This is a genomic window from Massilia psychrophila, from assembly GCF_002760665.1.
Classification (GTDB): Bacteria; Pseudomonadota; Gammaproteobacteria; order Burkholderiales; family Burkholderiaceae_D; genus JAFCUW01.
Map to the genome: position 1 here is coordinate 64,307 of NZ_PDOB01000003.1, position 23,621 is coordinate 87,927.

The window sequence follows — 23,621 nt, forward strand, 5'->3', positions numbered from 1 at the left end:
GCAAGGGCAAGGGCAGGGCTGGAAAGCGACCGTTGCTATTGCCGCGGCACATTGGCGTGGTAGACCGTTTTGATATTCACAAATTCCTGAATGCCGAACCAGGACAGCTCGCGGCCATAGCCTGAGTGCTTGACGCCGCCGAATGGCAGGCGCACATCCGACTTCACCAGCGCATTCACGAACACGGAACCGGCATCGATTTGACGCGCGATACGATCCGCCTTTGACTTGTCGCTCGTAAACACTGCCGAACCCAAACCAAACTCGGACTGGTTTGCCAAGGCGATCGCGTCAGCTTCATCGTCCGCTTCGATGATCGAGGCCACCGGTCCAAAGATCTCTTCTTCGAAAGCCACCATGCCGGGTCGTACGCCACCCAGAACGGTCGGCGGGTAGTAGCTGCCGGGTTGATCCGGCACCGCGCCGCCAATTAACAGCTGCGCGCCTTGTGCCACGCTGCGGCAGACTTGATCGTGAATCTGGTCGCGCAGGTCGGCGCGCGCCATTGGGCCGATGTCGGATTCCGGATCTGTCGGGTCGCCAAAGCGAACGTTGCGAAACTGCTCCACATAGCGCCGCGTAAATTCTTCCTGCACCGACCTGACGACAATGAAGCGCTTGGCGGCAATGCAGCTCTGGCCACCGTTGATCAGCCGGCTCTTGACGCAGGTTTGTACCGCGAGTCCAAGGTCGGCATCTTGCAACACGATGTAGGCATCGCTGCCGCCGAGTTCAAGCACGCTTTTTTTGAGCTCCGAGCCGGCGATTCCAGCGACCGATTTTCCGGCCGGCGTGCTGCCGGTCAAGGTGACTGCACGCACCAGCCGATGGCGGATGATCGGCTCCACCCGTGTGCCCTCGACCAGCAAAGTGGTAAAAGCGCCAGCAGGGAAACCTGCCTGCATGAAAACATCCTGGATTGCCAATGCGCAGCCACACGCATTCGACGCATGCTTGAGCAGGCCGACATTGCCGGCCATGAGCGCCGGCGCCGCAAAGCGGAATACTTGCCAAAACGGGAAATTCCATGGCATGACGGCCAGGACCACGCCTAGCGGATCGCAAGCGATATAGCTGTCCGCAGCATCCGTCGCGATGGGCTGATTGGCAAGAAACTTTTCAGCGTTATCAGCATAAAAATCGCAGCAGTCCGCGCACTTTCCAATTTCGGCGACGCCATCCTTCAATACCTTGCCCATCTCGCTTGCCATCAATGCCGCCAGTTCTGTTTGCCGTTGGCGCAACACATTCGCCGCCACGCGCATCAGCGCTGCGCGGGCTGCAAAGGAGGTCGTGCGCCAATCATGGAAGGTGCTGTCAGCGGCGCTGATCAGTTGCTCAATTTTGGCATCGTCGTAAGGGGCGTAGGTCGCGATCTGCTGCTGGGAGTGCGGGTTGACGCTCTGCATGAGGAGTCCTTTGGGCCGGCGCGCAATGGCGTTGACCATGGGTGAAGGAATTGGGCTTTGAATACGGCATTGGTACACGCCCTGGTAGTGGCTGATGCCCGCGTCGCCGTAGCGACCGGTTGATGACGGACCGTGCAGGTGGTAGCTGGCAGACGGGCCCCGACGTAACAGGCGCAGCGCCGGCGTAGTTGGTTGGACCTGGTTCTTGGGCCGTCGTTCAATGGCGATCTCACAGACCAAATGCAGCACCTTCTGCTGTAACGTGCCGGCGCGGTGAAAATCTACCGACATTTGATCACGCGCTTGCAAGCGCAAGTCGCTTCAGCGGCGCCGAGCAGTGCTCGGCGAAACCCCGCTTACGCCCCGCGGACGCGGGTTCGATTCCCGCCGCCCGGTAGCGCAAGCGAAAAAAAACCGCCCATCGGGCGGTTTTTTAGGATGATGTGGTGGAGGCGGCGGGAATCGAACCCGCGTCCAGAAGCACTCTACAGACAGTTCTACATACTTAGCACTGCCATTTAATTTAACCAATACAACGCGGACGTGCACGCTTTGTACCAGCGAGTTACCTATTATTTAGTTCCGTACCAAGTAACCCGGTAAAGAACGAGTCCCTGTAAATGACTCTAGAGCTTTTAACGGCCCACCCCAGGGACGAGGTGTTCTAGAGCTAACAGCAATTAAGCTGCCAGTGCGTACGAGTTATCGTTTGCAGTTAAGTTTTTTCAGGTTGTATTTACGAGGTAGCCCGCCCTCGGTATGCCCTGCGCTGCTTTGCAACCCCTGTCGAAACCAGGTCGCCCCCACAGAACGGTCATTGTAACGCAATCTTTGGCCTTGTGCGGTGCGGCTTGCGTACCGCACAAGGCATCAAGCTCAGCGGTTGCCGTTGGCAATCTGGTTGCCGAGCATGCCGCCACCGATGACGCCGGCGACCGTTGCCAGCTTCTTGCCGTTGCCGCCGCCAACCTGGTTGCCGAGCAAGCCGCCAACGACCGCGCCAAGACCGATGCCGACGTAATTCGGTTGCGCAGGCGCTGGCTGCTGCACGGCCGGCGCGCTGTAATTCGCGTTGTTGTTCGCGCTGTAGTTTGCGTTGTTATTTGCGTTGTTATTGCGTTGGTAATCGCGCTCGTAGTCGTTGCGCGCAACCTGGGTGTGGCGGTGGGCGACGTGGCGTGGCGCTTGCTTGACCACCGGCGCCTTGCGTACAACCGGCGCGGCAGCTGGCTCTTCAAGATATTTCGGTTGCGGCGCGGCGGCGGCCATCAGCATCGGGGCCGGGGCCGGGGCCGGGGTCGGGGCTGGCGCTACGGCAGACAGTTGGGTCGCAAGCGGCAACGCCGATGGCGCCGGCGCGATGGTGGCGCGCGAGTTCGGCAGCAAACCCGTGATCGCCGCGGTGCCGGCCAGGCTGACGATGACGACGGATACTGCCGCGGCGGCCATCAGCGGGTGGATGCGGGTTGCGGTCTTGATCGATTCCATTATTCTGCTCCTGAGACGTTGAGTGAGGCTGCAGGAACAGATTAACGGGAGCGCGTGCGCCAAGATAGGCGCAGGGTGTTTCAAACGTTACAAGCTGTAAAGACGGCGTCGCTCAGGCGCTCATTCTTGCGCCGATGCCCGCATCGGCCATGCCGCGCAACATTTCCAGCAGGTCGGCCGGGGTGTCGAGCAGGAAGTCGGCGCCCCAGGCGGCCGGTTCGATGGCGCCGCAATAGCCCCAGGCGCAGGCGACGGTGACCATACCAGCCGCGCGGCCGGCTTCGATGTCGCGCAAATCATCGCCGACGTACCAGCAGTGTTGGGGGAGAACGCCAAGGCGGCGCGCGCCTTCCAGCAGCGGCTCCGGGTGCGGCTTGGCGTGCGGCGTGGTGTCGCCCGAAACGATGCAGCCGGCGTGCGCCAGGCCGATCTGCGGAATCAGGGGATCGGTGAAGCGCGCCGGCTTGTTGGTGACGATGCCCCAGGCCATGCCGGCGGCCTTGATGCCGTCGAGCAGTTCGGTGACGCCGCCAAACAGCGTGCTGTGCACCGACATCGCCGACTGGTAGCGGTCGAACCACTGCAGCCGCAGCGTTTCGTAGCCGGCGTCGGCCGGGGTCAGGCCAAAGGCGGCGCCGATCATGCCGCGTGCACCGGCCGACGCGGTCGGGCGCAGCACCGCATACGGCGTCGGCGCCAGGCCGCGCTCGGTGCGCAGGAAATTGACCGCCGCCGCCAGGTCGGGCGCCGTGTCGGCCAGTGTGCCGTCAAGGTCGAACAAGATGGCAAGCGGTGCCTGCAGGAAAGGAGGGCGGGTCATGAATATCTTTGGAAAAGCGGCGCGGTAGGTAGCGGGCGGATGGATGGGAAATGCGTGTTTGCCGTTTATAGCGGACGGTTGCAAGCGACCATGTAGTTGACGCTGGTGTTGTCGTTAAGCGAATAAATCTTACTGAGCGGGTTGTATCCCAGCCCCTTCATTGCGTCCAGTTGCAGCCCGGCCTGGCGCACGAAATGCGACAGCTCGGCCGGGGTGAGGAATTTTGCGTAGTCGTGGGTGCCCTTGGGCAGCATGCGCAGCAGGTACTCGGCGCCGATGATGGCATACAGGTAGGACTTCGGATTGCGGTTCAGGGTCGAAAAGAACACGTGCCCGCCGGGCTTGACCAATGCCGCCGCCGCCCGCACGACCGATGCCGGATCGGGCACGTGCTCGAGCATTTCCATGCACGTCACGACGTCGTACTGGCCGGCTTCGCGCGCTGCCATGTCTTCGGCCGCAATCAGCTCGTAGCGCACCTGCACGCCGGACTCCAGGCTGTGCAGGTCGGCCACCTTCAAGGCTTTTTCGGACAAATCGATGCCGGTGACGATGGCGCCTTTTTTTGCCATCGATTCGGCCAGGATGCCGCCGCCGCAGCCGATGTCGATCACCTTGCGTCCGGCCAGCGGCGCGCGCGCGTTGATCCACTCGAGGCGCAGCGGGTTGATGTCGTGCAGCGGGCGGAACTCGGAGGTGGGATCCCACCAGCGGTGGGCGAGGTCACTGAATTTCTGGATTTCTTGGAGGTCGGCGTTCATAGCAGGAATGATAGCGGGAAAATGGGGGAAGGGGCGTACGCGAGCGTAAAAGGCCGGCGCTTGGCGCCGGACTTAAAAAAAAACCCCGCCGAAGCGGGGTTCTCGAGGAGAGCCGAAGCGCCCGGATTACTTATTACGGGTACCGACGACTTCGATTTCAACGCGGCGGTTCTTGGCACGGCCGGCGGTCGACTTGTTGTCAGCAACTGGCTGCTTCTCGCCCTTGCCTTCGGTGTAGACGCGGTTGGCTTCGATACCTTTGGACTGCAGGTATGCCTTGACCGCATCGGCGCGGCGGATCGACAGCTTCTGGTTGTAGGCATCGGTACCGATCGAGTCGGTGTGACCGACGGCGATGATGACTTCCAGGTTGATACCTTGCAGCTTCGAGCTCAGGTCGTCCAGGCTGGCTTTGCCGGCTGGCTTGAGTACGGCCTTGTCGAAGTCAAAGAACGCATCAGCCGAGTAGCTCACTTTTTCCGACGTCGGCACCGGTACCAATGCTGGCGCGGGGGCAGCGGCCGGTGCTGGGGCCGGTGCCTGGGCGACGACTGGCGGTGGCGGTGCGACGCACTTGCCATTGACCAGGGTGTCCGGCGCTACGCACAATGGCAGGTCGCAACCTGGCACCGCATCGGCTGGCGTCCAGTAACCAGTGCGCCAGCACAGGCCGAACGGGTTGCGGGCGATGACGCCGCGCGAATCTTGCACGTAAGCGCTGGTTGGCGACTTCGCTTTGATGTCGGTCGTCAGCGGTGCGAACGGCGGCGCGGTTGGATACGTGGTCTGCGCGGACGCGATACCGGTGAACGCTGCGGAAGCGGCGAAGATAAGGGCTGCAATTTTATTCATATGTTTTTCTTCCTTTCGGGGGTGATATCCGCAGCAAAAACTGCGCAACTTGACGTGCATAGGCAGAATACTAACAGTTTGTCTCGCATTCCTCATTTCTGATTGCGAAACATGCAATTGGCTTCTGAATCATTTTGCCACAGTGGGCGAAATAGCACGACGCTTGACAAATCAAACGTCGCGCATTATGAAATTTACGTTGTTTTCGTGCAACGTGGCACGCGGCGCTTGCGTTGCGCTTGACATCGCGTCAAGTTGCGGCGAGTTGAGCATTGAGACCAATAGGAGGAATTGCGCTGGTGCTATGGTAAAATCGCCCGCTTGCAGTATAACCACAGCCCGAGACCGCCGCCCAGCCAATGGATCAATTCGCAAAAGAAACTATCCCAATTTCCCTCGAAGAAGAGATGCGCAAGAGCTATCTCGATTACGCCATGAGCGTGATCGTTGGCCGCGCATTGCCGGATGTGCGCGACGGCCTCAAGCCTGTGCACCGCCGCGTGTTGTTTGCGATGCATGAGATGAACAATGTCTACAACCGCCCGTACGTCAAGTGCGCGCGGGTGGTCGGCGAAACCATGGGTAAATATCACCCGCACGGCGACGCCTCGATCTACGACACGTTGGTGCGCATGGCGCAGGATTTCTCGCTGCGCTATACGCTGGTTGACGGCCAGGGCAACTTCGGTTCGGTCGATGGCGACAGCGCCGCGGCGATGCGCTACACCGAGTGCCGCCTCGACAAGATCGCCAGCGAAATCCTGGCCGACATCGACAAGGATACGGTCGACTTCCAGCCGAACTACGACGGTAAGGAAAAAGAGCCGACGGTGCTGCCGACCCGCATCCCGAACCTGCTGATCAACGGCTCGTCCGGCATCGCGGTCGGCATGGCGACCAACATCCCGCCGCACAACCTGACCGAAATCATCAACGGCGCGCTGCACGTGCTGCGCAATCCGGACTGCACCATCGACGACCTGATCGAGATCATCCCGGCGCCGGACTTCCCGACCGCCGGCATCATCTATGGCGTTTCCGGTGTGCGCGACGGCTACCGCACCGGGCGCGGGCGCGTCGTCATGCGCGCCAAGACCCACTTCGAGGAATACGGCAAGGACGGCGGGCGCATCGCCATCATCGTCGACGAGCTGCCGTACCAGGTCAACAAGAAGTCGCTGCTCGAGCGCATCGCCGAAAACGTGCGCGACAAGAAGCTGGAAGGCATTTCCGACATCCGCGACGAGTCCGACAAGTCGGGTATGCGCGTGGTGATCGAATTGAAGCGCGGCGAAGTGCCCGAAGTGGTGCTGAACAACCTGTACAAGCAGACCCAGCTGCAAGACACCTTCGGCATGAACATGGTAGCGCTGGTCAACGGCCAGCCGAAGCTGCTGAACCTCAAGCAGATGCTGTTCTACTTCCTGTCGCACCGGCGCGAAGTGGTCACCCGGCGCACCGTGTTCGAACTGCGCAAGGCGCGCGAACGCGGCCACATGCTCGAAGGCCTGGCCGTCGCGCTGGCCAACATCGACGACTTCATCGCCATCATCAAGGGCGCGCCGACGCCGCCGGTGGCCAAGACCGAGCTGATGGCCCGTTCGTGGGATTCGTCGCTGGTGCGTGAAATGCTGACCCGCACCGCCGAAGGCGCCACCGTCGGCGGCATCGAGGCGTTCCGTCCCGAGCATCTGCCGAAGCACTACGGCATGCAGGCTGACGGCATGTACCGGCTGTCCGACGAGCAGGCGCAAGAGATCCTGCAGATGCGCCTGCAGCGCCTGACCGGGCTCGAGCAAGACAAGATCGTCAATGAATACAAAGACATCATGTCGCACATCGCCGACCTGCTCGACATCCTGTCCAAGCCGGAGCGCGTCACCGTCATCATCACCGATGAAATGACCGCGGTGATGAACGAGTACGGCGCCGGCAACAAGGACGTGCGCCGTTCGCACATCGAGCTGAACCCGACCGACCTCGAGACCGAAGACCTGATCACGCCGCAGGACATGGTGGTGACCTTGTCGCACACCGGCTACATGAAGTCGCAGCCGATTGCCGAGTACCGTGCGCAAAAGCGCGGCGGGCGCGGCAAGCAGGCGATGGCGACCAAGGAAGAGGACTGGATCGACCAGCTGTTCATCGCCAACACCCACGATTACATGCTGTGCTTCTCGAACCGCGGCCGGATGTACTGGCTCAAAGTGTGGGAAGTGCCGCAAGGTTCGCGCAACTCGCGCGGTAAACCAATCGTCAACATGTTCCCGCTGCAGGACAACGAAAAAATCACCGTGATTCTGCCGCTGTCGGGCGAAAACCGCACCTTCCCGGAAGACCATTACGTCTTCATGGGCACCAGCCTCGGCACCGTCAAGAAGACGCCATTGCGCGACTTCAGCAATCCGCGCAAGGCCGGCATCATCGCGGTCGACCTCGACGAAGGCGACTTCCTGATCGGCGCCGCGCTGACCGACGGCGAGCATGACGTGATGCTGTTCGCGGACTCCGGCAAGGCAGTGCGCTTCGATGAGAACGACGTGCGCCCGATGGGCCGTACCGCGCGCGGCGTGCGCGGCATGAACCTGGAAGAAGGCCAGCACGTCATCGCCCTGCTGGTGGCCGAAAACGAAACGCAATCGGTGCTGACGGCAACCGAGAACGGCTTCGGCAAGCGTACTCCGATCACCGAGTACACCCGCCACGGCCGCGGCACCAAGGGCATGATCGCGATCCAGACCAGCGAGCGTAACGGCAAAGTGGTGGCTGCCACCCTGGTCGAGGTGAGCGACGAGATCATGTTGATCACCACCGGCGGCGTGCTCATTCGCACCCGCGTGTCGGAGATCCGCGAGATGGGCCGCGCCACGCAAGGCGTGACCCTGATCGCGGTCGAAAACGGCACCAAGCTGTCGGGCCTGCAGCGCATCGTCGAGACCGATCTGGAAGAGCCGGACTTGGAAGAGGCGCCGCAGTAACGCTCTTGAGGCGACGACGGCGAAGCGCCTATACTGGTGCTTCGCCGATTGCCAGCAAAAGCAGCACCGGTGACTCTTACGTCGTTCCCGCGCAGGCGGGAACCCAATTACTTCGCTGATCCGCTACCGTGACTCCTATCTACAATTTTTCCGCCGGTCCCGCCGTGCTGCCCAGGGAAGTGCTCGAACAGGCCGCCTCCGAAATGCTCGACTGGCACGGCTGCGGCATGTCGGTGATGGAAATGAGCCACCGCGGCCCCGAATTCATCTCGATCTACCAACAGGCCGTGGCCGACCTGCGCGAACTGCTCGCCATCCCGGCCAATTATAAAATCCTGTTCCAGCAAGGCGGCGGCCTTGGCGAAAACGCCATCGTGCCGATGAACCTGGTTGGCCGCTCTGCGCAGCCGGCCACCATCGATTTTGTCCACACCGGCTCCTGGTCCGGCAAGTCGGTCGCGGAAGCGGCGCGCTACGCCAACGTCAACGTGGCGGCAAAGCCGGCGGGCAGCTTTACCAGCGTGCCGCCGCAGGAAACCTGGCAGCTGACGCCAGGCGCAGCCTACCTGCACCTGTGCACCAACGAAACCATCGACGGCGTGGAGTATAACCTCGACAACTTCGTACCAACGGTCCAGGGCGACACGCCGATCGTCGCCGACATGTCGTCGCACATCCTGTCGCGCGTGTTCGACGTGTCGAAATACGGCGTCATGTTTGCCGGCGCCCAGAAAAACATCGGCCCGGCCGGCCTGACCCTGGTGATTGTTCGTGACGATTTACTAGGCCACGCGCTGCCGATCTGTCCTTCGGCGTTCAACTGGAAGACGGTCGCCGACCACGATTCGATGTACAACACGCCGCCGACCTACGCCATCTACATCGCCGGCCTGGTGTTCGCCCACCTGAAACGCCAGGGCGGCGTAGCCGCGATGGAACAGCAAAATATCGCCAAGGCCAAGCTGCTGTACGCCGCGCTCGATTGCGACGATTTTTATGCGAACCGGGTGGCGCTTGATAGCCGCTCGCGCATGAACGTGCCGTTTTACCTGGGCGACGAAACCCGCAATGAACAATTCCTGGCCGGCGCAAAAGCGCGCGGCCTGTTGCAGCTGAAGGGCCACAAGTCCGTAGGCGGTATGCGCGCATCGATCTACAACGCGATGCCGATCCAGGGCGTGCAAGCCCTGGTCGATTATTTGAACGAGTTTGCTGGCAGATAATTTAAGAAAGCCGGCTCCAATCGAACCAACGCGTGTAAAGACGATGACAGACAAACTGACCCCCTTGCGCGAGCAGATCGACGCCATCGACGCCGAGCTTCTCGACCTGCTCAACCAGCGCGCCCGCCTTGCCCAGCAGGTCGGCCACGTCAAGGCCGAAACCCGGGCGCCGGTGTTTCGCCCGGAGCGCGAAGCGCAAGTACTGCGCGGCGTCGCCGCGCGCAACCCCGGCCCGCTCAAAAACGCCGACCTGCAAACCATCTTTCGCGAAGTCATGTCGGCCTGCCGCTCGTTGGAGAAGCGCGTCACCGTCGCCTATCTGGGGCCGGCCGGCACCTTCAGCGAGCAGGCCGTGTACCAGCAGTTCGGCGGCGCCGTCGACGGCCTGCCGTGCGTGTCGATCGACGAAGTGTTCCGCGCCACCGAAGCGGGCACCGCCGACTTTGGCGTGGTCCCGGTCGAAAATTCGTCCGAAGGGGCGATCAATCGCACGCTCGACCTGATGCTCGCCACCACCACCATCATCAGCGGCGAAGTGTCGATCCCGGTCCATCACAGCCTGATGAGCAGTACCGGCTCGATGGATGGCGTCACCGTCGTCTGCGCCCATTCGCAGGCGCTGGCCCAGTGCCAGGTCTGGCTCAACCAGCACTACCCCAACATCGAGCGGCGTGCGGTGGCGTCGAACGCCGAGGCGGCGGTGATGGCCAGCACCAATCCGGCGATTGCCGCGATCGCCAGCGAGATGGCGGGCGAGCAGTACAAGTTGGGCGTGGTCCAGGGCCATATTCAGGATGATCCGCACAACCGCACCCGTTTTGCCATCATCGGCCACCTGCAGACCAATCCGTCGGGCGAGGACCAGACTTCGCTGGTGCTGGCGGTGCCGAACAAGGCCGGCGCCGTCTACAATTTGCTGGCGCCGCTGGCCAAACACGGCGTCTCGATGACCCGCTTCGAGTCGCGTCCGGCGCGCATCGGCACCTGGGAATACTATTTTTATGTCGACATCGAAGGCCACGTCTTTGATGCCGCCGTCGCCAGGGCGCTCGAGGAACTGAAAGACAACGCCGCTTTTTTCAAGGTGCTCGGTTCCTACCCGCTCAGCCTCTAAGCCAATTGATCAGTTAATTAATACAGATACGAGATCCTCCATGCCCCAGCAATTCGGTCCAGAATACGTCCGCGCCATCGCCCCTTACCAGGCCGGCAAACCCATCGCCGAAGTGGCGCGCGAGTTCGGCCTCGACGAAGCGAGCATCGTCAAGCTGGCCTCCAACGAAAACCCGTTCGGCGTGCCCGAATCGAGCAAGCAGGCGATGGCCGCCACCTTGTCCGAGCTTGGCCGCTACCCGGACGCCAATGGTTTCGCGCTGAAAGCGGTGCTCTCAAAACGCTACGGCGTGTCCCCCGACTGGATCACGCTGGGCAACGGCAGCAACGACATTTTAGAGATCGCCGCCCACGCGTTTGTACAGGGCGGACAGTCGGTGGTGTATTCGCAGTATTCGTTCGCGGTGTACGCGCTGGCCACCCAGGGCGTCGGCGCGCGCCCGATCGTGGTGCCGGCCAAGGCCTACGGCCACGACCTGGACGCCATGGCCGCAAGCATCGAAGACGACACCCGCCTGATCTATATTGCCAACCCCAACAACCCGACCGGCACCTTCATCGCCCCAAGCGAGATCGAAGCGTTCCTGAAACGCGTGCCGGCCCACGTCGTCGTCGTGCTCGACGAAGCCTATAACGAATACCTCGCGCCCGAGCAGCAGTTCGAGTCGAGCCAATGGGTGCGCACCTACCCGAACCTGCTGGTTTCGCGCACGTTCTCGAAAGCCTATGGGCTGGCCGGCCTGCGGGTCGGTTTCGCCATCGCCCAGCCGGCTCTCACCGACTTGATGAACCGTATCCGCCAGCCGTTCAACGTCAACTCGCTGGCGCAGGCAGCGGCGATTGCCGCCCTGGGCGACAAGGATTTCCTTGCGCAGGGCGCGGCCAACAACGCTGCCGGCTACCGCCAGTTCGTCGAGGCGTTCGCAGAACTCGGCCTGGAGTACGTGCCGTCGTTCGGTAACTTCGTGCTGGTGCGGGTCGGCATGGACGACAGCGCCGGTGCGCGGATCAACCTGGCGCTGCTCAAGCAAGGCGTGATCGTGCGCCCGGTCGGCAATTACGGGCTGCCGCAATGGCTGCGCATCTCGATCGGCCTGCCGCGCGAAAACGCGTTGTTCTTGGCCGCGCTCAGGAAGGCGCTGGCCTGATGGCCGGCGCGGTCGTGTTCGACAAGGTCGTCATTTTCGGCGTCGGTCTGATCGGCGGCTCGTTCGCGCTGGCGTTGAGAACCGCGGGCGTTGTCGGTCACATCGTCGGCATGGGCCGCTCAAAAGAAGCGCTCGGCCGCGCCCTCGAGCTGGGCATCGTCGACAGCGTCGGTGACTCGATCGCTGCTGCCTTGAACGGCGCCAGCCTGGTGCTTATTGCGGCGCCCGTCGCCCAGACCGAAGCGATCCTCGCATCGATGCTGCCGCACCTGGAAGCGGGCACCATCGTCACCGACGCCGGCAGCACCAAGGCCGACGTCGCCGCCGCGGCCCGCCGCGCCCTTGGAGCCCGGATTTCTCAATTTGTGCCGGGCCACCCGATCGCCGGCGGCGAATCGAACGGGCCGGACGCTGCCGTCGCGAACCTGTACCAAGGGAAAAAGACGGTGCTCACGCCGCTGCCGGAAAACAGCGCCATTGACATCGCCCGGGTGGCTGGCGCCTGGACTGCCTGCGGCGCGGTGGTGCGCCAGCTTGAACCGGGCGAACACGACAAGGTGTTCGCCGCCGTCAGCCATTTGCCGCACCTGCTGGCCTACGCCCTGGTCGACGACATCGCCAACAAGCGGCACGCCGGCCTGCTGTTTCAGTATGCAGCCAGCGGTTTTCGCGACTTTACCCGCATTGCCGCGTCTTCGCCCGAAATGTGGCGCGACATCAGCCTGGCCAACCGCGACGCGCTGCTCGGTGAGCTCGACGCATATCTGGCACAATTGATCGGAATGCGCGCGATGCTGGCCGCCGGCGACGGCGCCGCCCTCGAAACCGTCTACGCCAACGCCCAGCGCGCCCGGCGTCAGTGGACCGGCGCGATCGAAGCGGCCGAGGCGTCGCAGGCGCCGGACGTTACGCAATAACGCGCACAGAATAGCGCAGCATAGATTCACGAAAGACTTTTCAAATGCCCCAGAACAACCCAAAAATTTACCCGCACTACCTCGACCTGAAACCCGTCATGCACGTCGCGGGCACGGTGCGCCTGCCGGGCTCGAAAAGCATCTCGAACCGCACCTTGCTGCTGGCCGCGCTGGCCGGCGGCACCACCACCATCGTCGACCTGCTGGCGTCCGACGACACCATGGTCATGCTCGGCGCGCTGCATTCGCTCGGCATCAAGTGGGAGCAGCTAGATGAGCGCACCCATATCGTGCACGGGGTTGACGGCGTGTTGCCGGTCCACCAGGCCGACCTGTTCATGGGTAACGCCGGCACTGCGATCCGCCCGCTGACGGCGGCGCTGGCGGTGATCGGCGGCGACTACACGCTGCATGGCGTCTCGCGCATGCATGAGCGGCCGATTGGCGACCTGGTGGAAAGCCTCAACGCCGTCGGCGCCCAGATCGAATACACCGGCGAAGCGGGTTTCCCGCCACTGCGCATCCGGCGCGGCCATATCCACGCCCACGCCGCGCCGATCCTTGTCCGCGGCAACGTCTCGAGCCAGTTCCTCACCGCGCTGCTGATGGCCGCGCCCCTGATGGCCAACGAACATCCGGTCAGCATCGAGGTCGAGGGCGAGCTCATTTCCAAGCCCTATATCGAAATCACGCTGAACCTGATGCGCCGCTTCGGCGTGACGGTCGAGCAGGACGGCTGGCGCTCGTTCACGGTGCAGCCGGGCCAGCGCTACGTTAGTCCAGGCACCATCCACGTTGAAGGCGACGCCTCGTCGGCCTCGTATTTCCTGGCGGCGGGGGCGATTGGCGGCGGTCCGGTACGCGTGGTTGGCGTCGGGCGCGACAGCATCCAGGGCGACGTGCGTTTTGCCGACGCGCTCGAACAGATGGGCGCGACTGTTACCCGCGGCGACGACTGGATCGAAGCGACGTCGAATGGCGTGCTCAAAGCGATCGACGCCGACTTCAACCACATTCCCGACGCCGCGATGACGATCGCCATTGCCGCGCTATATGCCGACGGCACCAGCACGCTGCGCAATATCGCCAGCTGGCGCGTCAAGGAAACCGACCGCCTGGCCGCGATGGCGAAGGAACTGCGCAAGCTCGGCGCCACCGTCGAAGAGGGCCTCGACTATATCGCCATCACGCCGCCGGTGCAAATCGCGGCCGCCACCATCGACACCTACGACGATCACCGCATGGCGATGTGCTTTTCGCTTGCCAGTCTGGACGGCGCCGCCCGGCGCGGCAACGCCATCCGCATCAACGAACCGCAATGCGTCGCCAAGACCTTCCCCGACTATTTCGAGGCCTTTGCCGGCATCGCCAAAGGCGAATTATTCTGATTACCGCTGGTACCGCTGGGGTCAGTTCCGACATTCGGACACGGTCCCATCATTAGAAGTTCCGCTAGCGAAGAGGCCGTGTCCGAATGTCGGAACTGACCCCAGGGTTCCGCTAGCGAAGAGGTCGTGTCCGAATGTCGGAACTGACCCTGGAGTTCCATTGAGGCAAAATTGTTGCCAGGGCTCTAGATTAAATTTAATAAGTGATAACAATGCAAAATTCCTTGATACCAGTCATCGCCATCGACGGCCCGACCGCTTCCGGCAAGGGCACCGTCGCGCACAAGGTAGCGCTGCGTCTTGGCTTTCATTACCTCGATTCGGGCGCGTTGTACCGGCTGACGGCCTTGTCGGCGCTGCGCCGCGAGACAGATCTTGCCGACGAACACGCGCTGGCGAAAGTAGCCGAGCACATGCAAGTGAACTTCGACGGCGCCGAGATCCTGCTGGCGAACGACAACGTCAGCGCTGCCATCCGTGCCGAGGAGGTTGGCAACCTGGCATCGAAGATCGCCGCGCTGCCGGCCGTGCGCCAGGCGCTGTTTGCCGTGCAGCTCGGTTTCCGGCGTGCGCCCGGGCTGGTGGCCGACGGGCGCGACATGGGGACGGTGATTTTTCCCCATGCCAAATTAAAGGTGTTCCTTACCGCAAGTACTGAGGCGCGCGCGCAACGTCGATATAAGCAATTGATTGACAAGGGGATTTCTGCTAATATGGAAGACCTCCTGTCGGATTTGAAAGCGCGCGATGACCGTGACACACATCGGGCAATCGCACCTTTGGCGCCGGCAGAAGGGGCGCATATCCTCGATACTTCCAACATGACGGCCGAGCAGGCCATTGAGGAAGTTCTCTCGTTGTATGCACGCAGGGTCCCGAAATAAGGGGCGCGGCGCGGCTCCAGGGCACACTGTCCAACATGACGGCCAGGGAAGGTTTTGGCCTTTGAGGAAGTGGGTATTGGTGGGCGCGCAGCAGGCGGCAAGCAGTAGTAATAACAGTAATAACAGTAATTGTGGTGCCTGGTCCGGCAATGGTGTCGATCTCAGGCGTGGTTCAACCTAACCCAGTTTAAGTCGCATCGTGCGAACTCTGCTGGATCACTCGTGTACAAACTATGTCAACAGCAACAACTGAAGCAACTGGTATGGAAAGTTTTGCAGCGCTCTTCGAGGAATCGTTGTCGAAGCAAGATATGCGCTCCGGCGAAGTTATTTCCGCTGAAGTCGTGCGCCTCGACCACAATTTCGTGATCGTCAACGCCGGCCTCAAGTCCGAAGCTTTCATTCCTATCGAAGAATTCAAGAACGACCAGGGCGAACTGGAAGTTCAAGTCGGCGATTTCGTTTCCGTAGCGATTGAGTCGCTGGAAAACGGTTTCGGCGATACCATCCTGTCGCGCGACAAGGCAAAACGCCTGGCGTCGTGGCTGGCCCTGGAAAAAGCAATGGAATCCGGTGAGATCGTCATCGGTACCGTGAACGGTAAAGTCAAGGGCGGCCTGACCGTCCTGACCAACGGCATCCGCGCATTCCTGCCCGGTTCGCTGGTCGACACCCGTCCAGTCAAGGACACCACCCCGTTCGAAGGCAAGACCCTGGAATTCAAGGTCATCAAGCTCGACCGTAAGCGCAACAACGTGGTGCTGTCGCGCCGCGCCGTCATCGAAGCTTCGATGGGCGAAGAGCGCCAGAAGCTGATGGAAACGCTGAAGGAAGGTACCGTCGTTACCGGTATCGTCAAGAACATCACCGACTACGGCGCCTTCGTCGACCTCGGCGGTATCGATGGCCTGCTGCACATCACCGACCTGGCTTGGCGTCGCGTGCGTCACCCGTCGGAAGTGCTGACGGTTGGCCAGGAAATCACTGCCAAGGTTCTCAAGTACGACCAGGAAAAGAACCGCGTCTCGCTGGGTGTCAAGCAGCTCGGCGACGATCCTTGGACCGGCCTGTCGCGTCGTTACCCGCAAAGCACCCGCCTGTTCGGTAAAGTCACCAACCTCACCGACTACGGCGCCTTCGTCGAAGTCGAGCAGGGCATCGAAGGCCTGGTCCACGTTTCCGAAATGGACTGGACCAACAAGAACGTCGCTCCTAACAAGGTCGTCCAACTGGGCGACGAAGTAGAAGTGATGGTCCTGGAAATCGATGAAGAGCGTCGCCGTATTTCGCTGGGCATGAAGCAGTGCAAAGCAAATCCGTGGGATGACTTCGGCGTGACCCACAAGAAGGGTGACAAAGTCCGTGGCGCCATCAAGTCGATCACCGATTTCGGCGTGTTCATCGGCTTGGCCGGCAACATCGACGGCCTGGTGCACCTGTCCGACCTGTCGTGGACCGAGACGGGCGAAGAAGCCGTCCGCCGCTTCAAGAAAGGTGACGAACTCGAAGCCATCGTGCTGGCAATCGACGTTGAGCGCGAGCGTGTTTCGCTGGGCGTCAAGCAGCTCGAAGGCGACCCGTTCAACAACTTCGCGGCAATGAACGACAAAGGCTCCCTGGTAACGGGTACGGTCAAGTCGGTCGAGCCTAAGGGCGCTGTCGTCCAGCTGTCCGAAGAAGTCGAAGGCTATCTGCGTGCTTCCGAAATTTCGCGCGACCGCGTTGAAGATGCCGGTACCCACCTGAAGGTCGGCGATTCGGTCGAAGCCCTGGTGATCAACATTGACCGCAAAGCGCGCAGCATCCAGCTGTCGATCAAAGCGAAAGACAATGTCGACACCCAGGAAGCGATGCAGAAAAACGCCTCGTCGGCCGACAACAACGCAGCTTCCGGCACCACCAGCCTGGGCGCGCTGTTGAAGGCCAAGTTCGATAACAAGAACTAAGTGTTCGAGCAACCCAGATGACGAAGTCCGAACTGATCAACCGCCTCGCTGAACGTTATTCCCAGCTGGTTGCCAAGGATGCGGAGTACGCTGTCAAGACCATTCTCGATGCAATGACCAATGCCCTGGCAACCGGTCAACGCATCGAGATCCGTGGTTTCGGCAGTTTTTCCCTGAATAGCCGGCCGCCTCGGATTGGACGCAATCCGAAGTCCGGCGACAAAGTAATGGTGCCCGAAAAACGGGTGCCGCACTTCAAGCCTGGCAAACAGCTGCGCGAGCGCGTAGACGCGACGGTCGGGCAGCCGATCATCGAAGATTAAGTCTTCTGGCAGCACAGCATGTAAAGAACGGCGTCCCTGGATGCCGTTTTTTTTCGTTTTGGCCGCTGAATCGTCGTCCGCGCGCACGCGGGGACCTCATTTGCGAGAATGACGTGCTTTTGGTTTTACATTAAGCGGTTAGTTCGCTATTTCCGTTTCGCTCCGGCTTCACGCCACCGTGGTTTTCTTTGAATAATCGTTATGTTGTGCCACACTTCGCACTTCGACTCAACAGAGGGCCCGGGCTGATGAAATTTGTTTCCACCATCGTTGGATTGGTGCTGTTTATCCTGTTTTTCGGCTTCGCGCTGAAGAACACGCAGGCGGTCGACCTGCATTTTTTCCTCAATTACGAATTGCGCGGCCCGCTGGTGCTGATGCTGCTGGCGTTTTTCATCGCCGGCGCCGCTCTCGGCATCCTCGCCGTCACGCCGACCGTGTTCCGCCATCGGCGCGAACGCACCCGCGCCGAAGACCGCATTACCGCGCTGCAAAACAACGGCAGCAACGGTGCTACGCCGGTCCAGCCGCAGCCGGACAGCGTGAGCCCGCGGCGCTGACATTTTTTTCCATCAAACCAACAAAAAGAAACGCATGGATTTCGAACTCTGGTGGCTGCTTGGCATCCCCGTCTTTTTTGCCCTCGGCTGGATTGCCGCGCGGGTCGATATCGCGCAACTGCTGGCCGAGTCGCGCAGTCTGCCGACCAGTTATTTCAAAGGTCTCAATTTCCTTCTTAACGAACAGCCCGACAAGGCGATCGACGCCTTCATCGAAATCGTCAAGCTCGACCCTGAAACGGCCGACATGCACTTCGCGCTCGGCAACCTGTTCCGCCGCCGCGGCGAGATCGAGCGCGCCATCCGGGTCCACCAGAACCTGCTGGCGCGGCCCGACTTGCCGCTCGAGCAGCAGCAGCACGCGCAGTACGAGCTGGGCATGGACTACCTGAAAGCCGGCCTGCTGGACCGCGCCGAAGAAACCTTCAACCTGCTGCTCGAATCGAGCTACGGCGTGCAGGCGCGCCGCGCGCTGCTCGAGATCTTCCAGCGCGAAAAAGAATGGCGCCGCGCGATCGATGCCGCGCGCGGCCTGCAGGAGTCCGGCGCCGGCGCGCGCCAGAAGGAAATCGCCCAGTTCTACTGCGAGCTGGCGCAGGACGCGCTGGTGCACATGCAGGTCGCCGAGGCCAGGGAGCTGCTCGACGAAGCGCTGCACGCCGACCGCAAGAACGTGCGCGCCACCATGCTGTCGGGTGACGTCCAGCTGGCCCAGGGCGACGTCGAAGGCGCCCTGAAGACCTGGCGCCGCGTCGAGCAGCAAAGCGTGCCGCACGTGGCGCTGGTCGCAGCGCGGCTGATGGACGGCTACAAGCGGGTCGGACGGGCTCAGGAAGGCGTCAACCTGCTGCGCTCCTACCTGGCCGAAGCATCGTCGGTCGACCTGATCGAAGTCGTGTTCAAGGCCGTGATCGATCTCGACGGCGTCGAGGCGGCCAAGGATCTGGTGGTCCAGGAGCTGCGCCGCAGTCCGACCTTGCTGGGCCTGGACAAGCTGCTCGAGGCGCGCCTGATGGACGCCCGCGCCGACATCTGGGAAGAGCTGTCGATGGTGAAGAACCTGGTGCACGGCTATACCCAGAAGCTGGCGCGCTACCAGTGCAGCCATTGCGGCTTTAAGGCGCGCCAGTTTTACTGGCAATGCCCCGGCTGCAGCCGCTGGGAGACTTACCCGCCGCGCCGCACCGAAGAACTCAATGTGATGAACTAAGCATAGACCGAGAACAGAGATAACCCCATGAAAATTACGATTATCGGCACCGGCTACGTAGGCCTGGTGACCGGCGCCTGCCTGGCCGAACTGGGCAACGACGTGTTCTGCCTCGACATCGACGCCGACAAGATCGCGCTGCTCAACAGCGGCGGCATCCCGATCCACGAGCCGGGCCTGGAAGAAGTCGTCGCCCGCAACCGCGCCGCTGGCCGGCTGCAGTTTTCGACCGACGTCGCCGCCAGCGTGGCGCACGGGGCGCTGCAGTTCATCGCGGTCGGCACGCCGCCCGACGAGGACGGCTCGGCCGACCTGCAATACGTGCTGGCGGCGGCGCGCAACATCGGCCGCCACATGGCGGGCTTCAAGGTCATCGTCGACAAGTCGACCGTCCCGGTCGGCACCGCCGACAGGGTCAGCACCGTCGTGGCCCAGGAAATCGCCGCCAGCGGCAGCGGCGCGACGTTCTCGGTGGTGTCGAATCCCGAATTTCTGAAAGAGGGCGCGGCGGTCGAGGACTTCATGCGGCCCGACCGCATCGTCATCGGCCACGACAGCGGCGCCCAGGGGCTGCGCGCGCGCGAATTGATGAAAAAGCTGTATGCGCCGTACAACCGCAACCATGAACGCACTTTCTGGATGGACGTGCGCTCGGCCGAGTTCACCAAGTACGCGGCGAACGCCATGCTGGCCACCCGTATCTCGTTCATGAACGAACTGGCCAACCTGGCCGACAAGGTCGGCGTCGACATCGAGGCGGTGCGCCATGGCATCGGCTCCGACCCGCGCATCGGCCACAGCTTCCTGTATGCCGGTGCCGGTTATGGCGGCTCGTGCTTCCCGAAGGACGTTCAGGCGCTCGAGCGCACCGCCCGCCAGTACGACCAGGACCTGTTCATCCTGCGCGCGGTCGAGGCGGTCAACGACCGCCAGAAGCAGGTGCTCGGCAAGAAGGTCGTCGCCAACTTCGGCGAAGACCTGGCCGGCCGCCACTTTGCCATCTGGGGTTTGGCGTTCAAGCCGAACACCGACGACATGCGCGAAGCGCCGGCCCGCGTGCTGCTGCGCGAGCTGATCGAGCGCGGCGCCAGCGTCGCGGTGTACGACCCGGTGGCGATGCTCGAGGCGCGCCGTGTGCTGGCGCGCGACCTCGACCCGGCCCAGTTTGCGCAAGTGCGCTTCGCCGCCAACCCGATGGACGCGCTCGACGAGGCCGACGCCCTCGTCATCGTCACCGAATGGAAGGCTTTCCGTAGTCCCGATTTCGAGCAGATCAAGGCGCGCCTGAAAAACCCGATCGTGTTCGACGGGCGCAACCTGTTCGAGCCGGAGCAGATGGCCGAACACGGCATCGAATATCACGGCATCGGCCGCTCCGTGCTGACGCGCAGGTGACTTGATGACCATTGCCGACGAAACCGCAATCAGCCGCCTGTTGACCCCTGACAGCAACCCGAACATCGGCGCGCCGCTGCTGGACGCGGTGCGCATCCTGGTGGTGGGCGACGTCATGCTGGATCGTTACTGGTTCGGCGACGTCAGCCGGATTTCGCCGGAGGCGCCGGTGCCGGTGGTGCGCATCGAACGGCGCGAAGAGCGCCTCGGCGGCGCCGCCAACGTCGCGCGCAACGTCGCTTCGCTGGGCGCCCATTGCGGCCTGCTCGGCGTGGTCGGCGCCGACGAAGCCGGCGCGCAGGTCGAGCAATTGCTGGCCGAGTCGAGCATTTTCAGCTACCTCAAGCGCGACGCGGCAATTTCGACCATCATCAAGCTGCGCGTGATCGGCCGCAACCAGCAACTGCTGCGGATCGACTTCGAAGACGCGCCGAGCGACACCGTGCTGCGCGACAAGCTGACCCAGTTCAACAGCGTGCTGGACGACTACAGCGTGATCATCTTGTCCGACTACAACAAAGGCAGCCTGGTCAACGTTGCCGAGATGATCCGCGCCGCCCGCGCCGCCGGCAAAGTGGTGATGGTCGATCCGAAGGGCGACGATTTCGCGCCCTACGCCGGCGCCACCATTCTCACGCCCAACAAGTCCGAACTCAAACGCATCGTCGGCTCCTGGAGCAGCGAAGAGCAGCTGACCGCGAAGGCCCAGTCGCTGCGCCAGCAACTGGGACTGGACGCCTTGCTGCTGACCCGTTCAGAAGAGGGCATGAGTCTTTACAGCGCCACCGAAGTGTTGCACATGCATGCCGCCGCGCGCGAAGTGTTCGACGTTTCCGGCGCCGGCGACACGGTGATTGCGACGATGGCGGCGATGTTAGGGGCCGGCATGCCGATGGCCGACGCCTTGATCACCGCCAACCGTGCCGGAGGCATTGTCGTCGGCAAGCTGGGCACTGCGACAGTCACCCGCGAGGAATTGTTCGGCGCGGGGCGCTAGCGCTGCTTGAGCCGGGTCAGACAACGGCGTCGACCCGGGGTCAACCGTGGCCGTGGTCAGCCGTTAAGCAGCTGAGGGCAGCGCCCGCCGCCCTCAGTTACCCAACAACAACGGAGAATACGGACATGATCAAGAAACTGATGCTCGCAGTCGCAACGATGATTGTCACGATGGGTTTTGCATTTGCGCAGGTCGACGTCAACAAAGCTGACCTTGGCGCGCTCGATACCATCAAAGGGATTGGCCCGAAGACCGCCAAGCTGATCATCGACGAGCGCACCAAGGGCGGCCCCTTCAAGGACTGGGCCGACCTCGAGAGCCGGGTTAAGGGTGTGGGTACGAAAAATGCCCAAAAAATGTCGGCTGCCGGCCTGCAGGTGGGCGGCAAATCGATCGACGGCGCCGCTGGCGCCAAGCCAGCCGCGAAGCCTGTCGCCGCCAAGGCATCCAAGCTAGCCCCCGCCGCCACGCCCGCCAAAATTTAATCCGCGCCGAACCTACGAGAGCCCCGCCGGCAACCGCGGGGCTCCGTTACGTCCTGCGACCGTTAAATAGTCGTCCTCGCGCCCGGCCCGGCCCCGCGTATACGCGTTAATGCATCCCGACATACAATGAAGCTTGTTCGAACTGCCTGAGAGTAGAGTACCTATGCCTTACAAGACAATACAAGACACCATCGGCAACACGCCGCTGGTGCAGCTGGTGCGCCTGCCGGGCGCTGCTGCCGCCGCGCGCAACAACATCATCCTCGGCAAGATGGAAGGCGACAATCCGGCCGGCTCGGTCAAGGACCGCGCGGCGCTGTCGATGCTGGTGCGTGCCGAGCAGCGCGGCGACATCAAGCCGGGCGACACCCTGATCGAAGCGACCAGCGGCAATACCGGCATCGCGCTGGCGATGGTGGCCGCGGTGCGCGGCTACAAGATGGTGCTGCTGATGCCGGACAACCTGTCGGTGGAGCGGCGCCAGAGCATGGCCGCCTACGGCGCCGACATCGTGCTGACGCCGAAAACCGGCGGCATGGAATACGCCCGCGACATGGCCGAGCAGATGCAACGCGAGGGCAAGGGCATCATCCTCGACCAGTTCGGCAACCAGGACAATCCGCGCGCGCACTTCGAGACCACCGGCCCGGAAATCTGGCGCGACACCGAAGGGCGGGTCACCCATTTTGTCAGCGCGATGGGCACCACCGGCACCATCATGGGCGTGTCGCATTACCTGAAAGAGCAGAACCCGGAGATACGCATCATCGGTGCCCAGCCGGAAGAGGGTTCGTCGATTCCCGGCATCCGCAAGTGGCCTGAAGCTTACCTGCCGAAAATTTTCGACAAGGCGCGCGTCGACCAGGTCGAAAGCGTGAGCCAGGCGCAAGCCGAACACATGGCGCGAAGACTAGCGGCGGAAGAGGGAATTTTCTGCGGAATTTCAGCGGCGGGCGCCTGCGAAATTGCCCTGCGTGTCGCACAGAGCGTGGAGAACGCCACCATCGTGTTCATCGTCTGCGACCGCGGGGATCGCTATCTGTCGACAGGAGTTTTTCCGGCCTGAGGTACGAATGATTATGTAAAAAACGCCCAGGTCCTTTCAGGGAAGGGACCTGGGTGAGCATTGGTCCGGGTCTGAACCCGGACTGGCTCAAGCTTGCGGTTCGCCTTCTTTTGGCTTGAACTGCTTGTCGCTGATGCGGAACTTGTTGCGGCGGTCACCCATCAGGTAACGCAGGTCGCGGATCGACAGGTCACTCACTTCGTGCATGCGGATCAGCAGCGATGCGCCGACCGGCAAACGGTGGTGGCGGATTTTGGAAATGACCGGCGGCGCCACTTCAAGGGCGCGCGACAGCGCTGCGTCGTTTTTCAGGCGCAGGTTTTCGATGAGTGTGTCGAGCAACCGGTTAGGGTTGTACTGCAACAGATCATCCGAATCCGAATCGCTGTTTATATCAATGCCGACTTGGTTTGTCATGATTTCTAATATTCCTATCTTGAGTTGTCCTGCTGGTTCGTACACTCGGCGTTGCGGTGCTACAACCGTAATTTGTTTTATCGACTGCGAAGGCTTTGCTAACACTTTGGAAAATCTGTACACAATAATACAACGTTTCCTGATGTAATACCTGAAAGCAATAAAAATCGGATTGACAGCGTCGGCCGTTCGTTGTCAAGTTGCAACGTAGCCCATATGCAATTCTCTCACATTATCACTC

The 23,621-nt window shown here is 62.0% G+C and carries 21 protein-coding genes and 1 other RNA gene; 15 read left to right on the top strand and 7 right to left on the bottom strand.

All coding sequences use genetic code 11. From position 1 onward, the window contains the following. Window positions 1–35: 35 nt before the first annotated feature. From CR103_RS03265 to ompA, 6 genes are all read right to left on the bottom strand, one after another. On the bottom strand, window positions 36–1,724 hold the full coding sequence (locus CR103_RS03265; protein WP_229442681.1) for an NAD-dependent succinate-semialdehyde dehydrogenase: 1,689 nt from the start codon (window positions 1,722–1,724) through the stop codon (window positions 36–38). 129 nt (window positions 1,725–1,853) lie between these two features. Then, window positions 1,854–2,214, bottom strand: a transfer-messenger RNA (tmRNA) gene (gene ssrA, locus CR103_RS03270). 71 nt (window positions 2,215–2,285) lie between these two features. After that, window positions 2,286–2,897 carry a glycine zipper 2TM domain-containing protein gene (locus CR103_RS23955; protein ID WP_099914579.1) on the bottom strand — a complete coding sequence of 204 codons (612 nt, stop codon included), beginning with the start codon at window positions 2,895–2,897 and terminating at the stop codon, window positions 2,286–2,288. 112 nt (window positions 2,898–3,009) lie between these two features. After that, the gene (locus CR103_RS03280; RefSeq protein ID WP_099914580.1) at window positions 3,010–3,717 is read right to left on the bottom strand and encodes an HAD family hydrolase; all 708 of its coding nucleotides are present in this window, start codon (window positions 3,715–3,717) and stop codon (window positions 3,010–3,012) included. A 65-nt stretch (window positions 3,718–3,782) separates the two neighbouring features. Further along, entirely contained in the window at window positions 3,783–4,478 is a 696-nt protein-coding gene (ubiG, locus tag CR103_RS03285; protein ID WP_099914581.1) for a bifunctional 2-polyprenyl-6-hydroxyphenol methylase/3-demethylubiquinol 3-O-methyltransferase UbiG, read from the bottom strand. Between the two features lie 126 nt (window positions 4,479–4,604). Continuing rightward, the gene (ompA, locus tag CR103_RS03290; RefSeq protein ID WP_099914582.1) at window positions 4,605–5,330 is read right to left on the bottom strand and encodes an outer membrane protein OmpA; all 726 of its coding nucleotides are present in this window, start codon (window positions 5,328–5,330) and stop codon (window positions 4,605–4,607) included. Between the two features lie 359 nt (window positions 5,331–5,689). On the opposite strand from ompA, the gene gyrA reads away from it, so the two are divergent. From gyrA to cysM, 15 genes are all read left to right on the top strand, one after another. After that, window positions 5,690–8,308 (top strand): DNA gyrase subunit A, encoded by a 2,619-nt coding sequence (gyrA, locus tag CR103_RS03295; RefSeq protein WP_099914583.1) that lies wholly within the window; start codon window positions 5,690–5,692, stop codon window positions 8,306–8,308. Between the two features lie 128 nt (window positions 8,309–8,436). Further along, window positions 8,437–9,531 (top strand): 3-phosphoserine/phosphohydroxythreonine transaminase, encoded by a 1,095-nt coding sequence (gene serC / locus CR103_RS03300; protein ID WP_099914584.1) that lies wholly within the window; start codon window positions 8,437–8,439, stop codon window positions 9,529–9,531. Window positions 9,532–9,574: 43 nt separating this feature from the next. Further along, window positions 9,575–10,645, top strand: a complete 1,071-nt coding sequence (pheA, locus tag CR103_RS03305; protein WP_099914585.1) for a prephenate dehydratase — start codon at window positions 9,575–9,577, stop codon at window positions 10,643–10,645. Window positions 10,646–10,685: 40 nt separating this feature from the next. Further along, complete coding sequence (hisC, locus tag CR103_RS03310) at window positions 10,686–11,792, top strand: histidinol-phosphate transaminase (RefSeq protein ID WP_099914586.1); 1,107 nt, start codon at window positions 10,686–10,688, stop codon at window positions 11,790–11,792. Further along, a complete protein-coding gene (locus CR103_RS03315) occupies window positions 11,792–12,709 on the top strand; it encodes a prephenate dehydrogenase (RefSeq protein WP_099914587.1) in 918 nt (305 codons plus the stop codon). The genes hisC and CR103_RS03315 overlap by 1 nt, the downstream gene beginning before the upstream one ends. Before the next feature lie 44 nt (window positions 12,710–12,753). Continuing rightward, on the top strand, window positions 12,754–14,097 hold the full coding sequence (aroA, locus tag CR103_RS03320; RefSeq protein WP_099914588.1) for a 3-phosphoshikimate 1-carboxyvinyltransferase: 1,344 nt from the start codon (window positions 12,754–12,756) through the stop codon (window positions 14,095–14,097). A 212-nt stretch (window positions 14,098–14,309) separates the two neighbouring features. Then, window positions 14,310–14,981 (top strand): (d)CMP kinase, encoded by a 672-nt coding sequence (gene cmk / locus CR103_RS03325; protein ID WP_099914589.1) that lies wholly within the window; start codon window positions 14,310–14,312, stop codon window positions 14,979–14,981. A 233-nt stretch (window positions 14,982–15,214) separates the two neighbouring features. Further along, entirely contained in the window at window positions 15,215–16,927 is a 1,713-nt protein-coding gene (gene rpsA, locus CR103_RS03330; protein ID WP_267873966.1) for a 30S ribosomal protein S1, read from the top strand. Window positions 16,928–16,944: 17 nt separating this feature from the next. Beyond that, window positions 16,945–17,250, top strand: a complete 306-nt coding sequence (locus CR103_RS03335) for an integration host factor subunit beta (RefSeq protein WP_099914591.1) — start codon at window positions 16,945–16,947, stop codon at window positions 17,248–17,250. A 248-nt stretch (window positions 17,251–17,498) separates the two neighbouring features. Next, window positions 17,499–17,810, top strand: coding sequence for a LapA family protein (locus CR103_RS03340; protein WP_099914592.1), 312 nt, complete (start codon window positions 17,499–17,501; stop codon window positions 17,808–17,810). A gap of 34 nt (window positions 17,811–17,844) precedes the next feature. Beyond that, on the top strand, window positions 17,845–19,020 hold the full coding sequence (lapB, locus tag CR103_RS03345; RefSeq protein ID WP_099914593.1) for a lipopolysaccharide assembly protein LapB: 1,176 nt from the start codon (window positions 17,845–17,847) through the stop codon (window positions 19,018–19,020). Window positions 19,021–19,047: 27 nt separating this feature from the next. Next, complete coding sequence (locus tag CR103_RS03350) at window positions 19,048–20,415, top strand: UDP-glucose dehydrogenase family protein (protein WP_099914594.1); 1,368 nt, start codon at window positions 19,048–19,050, stop codon at window positions 20,413–20,415. 4 nt (window positions 20,416–20,419) lie between these two features. After that, window positions 20,420–21,412 carry a D-glycero-beta-D-manno-heptose-7-phosphate kinase gene (gene rfaE1 / locus CR103_RS03355; RefSeq protein WP_099914718.1) on the top strand — a complete coding sequence of 331 codons (993 nt, stop codon included), beginning with the start codon at window positions 20,420–20,422 and terminating at the stop codon, window positions 21,410–21,412. A gap of 125 nt (window positions 21,413–21,537) precedes the next feature. Further along, entirely contained in the window at window positions 21,538–21,897 is a 360-nt protein-coding gene (locus tag CR103_RS03360) for a ComEA family DNA-binding protein (protein WP_099914595.1), read from the top strand. A gap of 163 nt (window positions 21,898–22,060) precedes the next feature. Beyond that, entirely contained in the window at window positions 22,061–22,963 is a 903-nt protein-coding gene (gene cysM, locus CR103_RS03365) for a cysteine synthase CysM (protein ID WP_099914596.1), read from the top strand. Window positions 22,964–23,050: 87 nt separating this feature from the next. Here the strand turns inward: cysM and CR103_RS03370 are convergent, their stop codons facing one another. Further along, entirely contained in the window at window positions 23,051–23,380 is a 330-nt protein-coding gene (locus CR103_RS03370; RefSeq protein ID WP_099914597.1) for a hypothetical protein, read from the bottom strand. Between the last annotated feature and the right edge of the window lie 241 nt (window positions 23,381–23,621).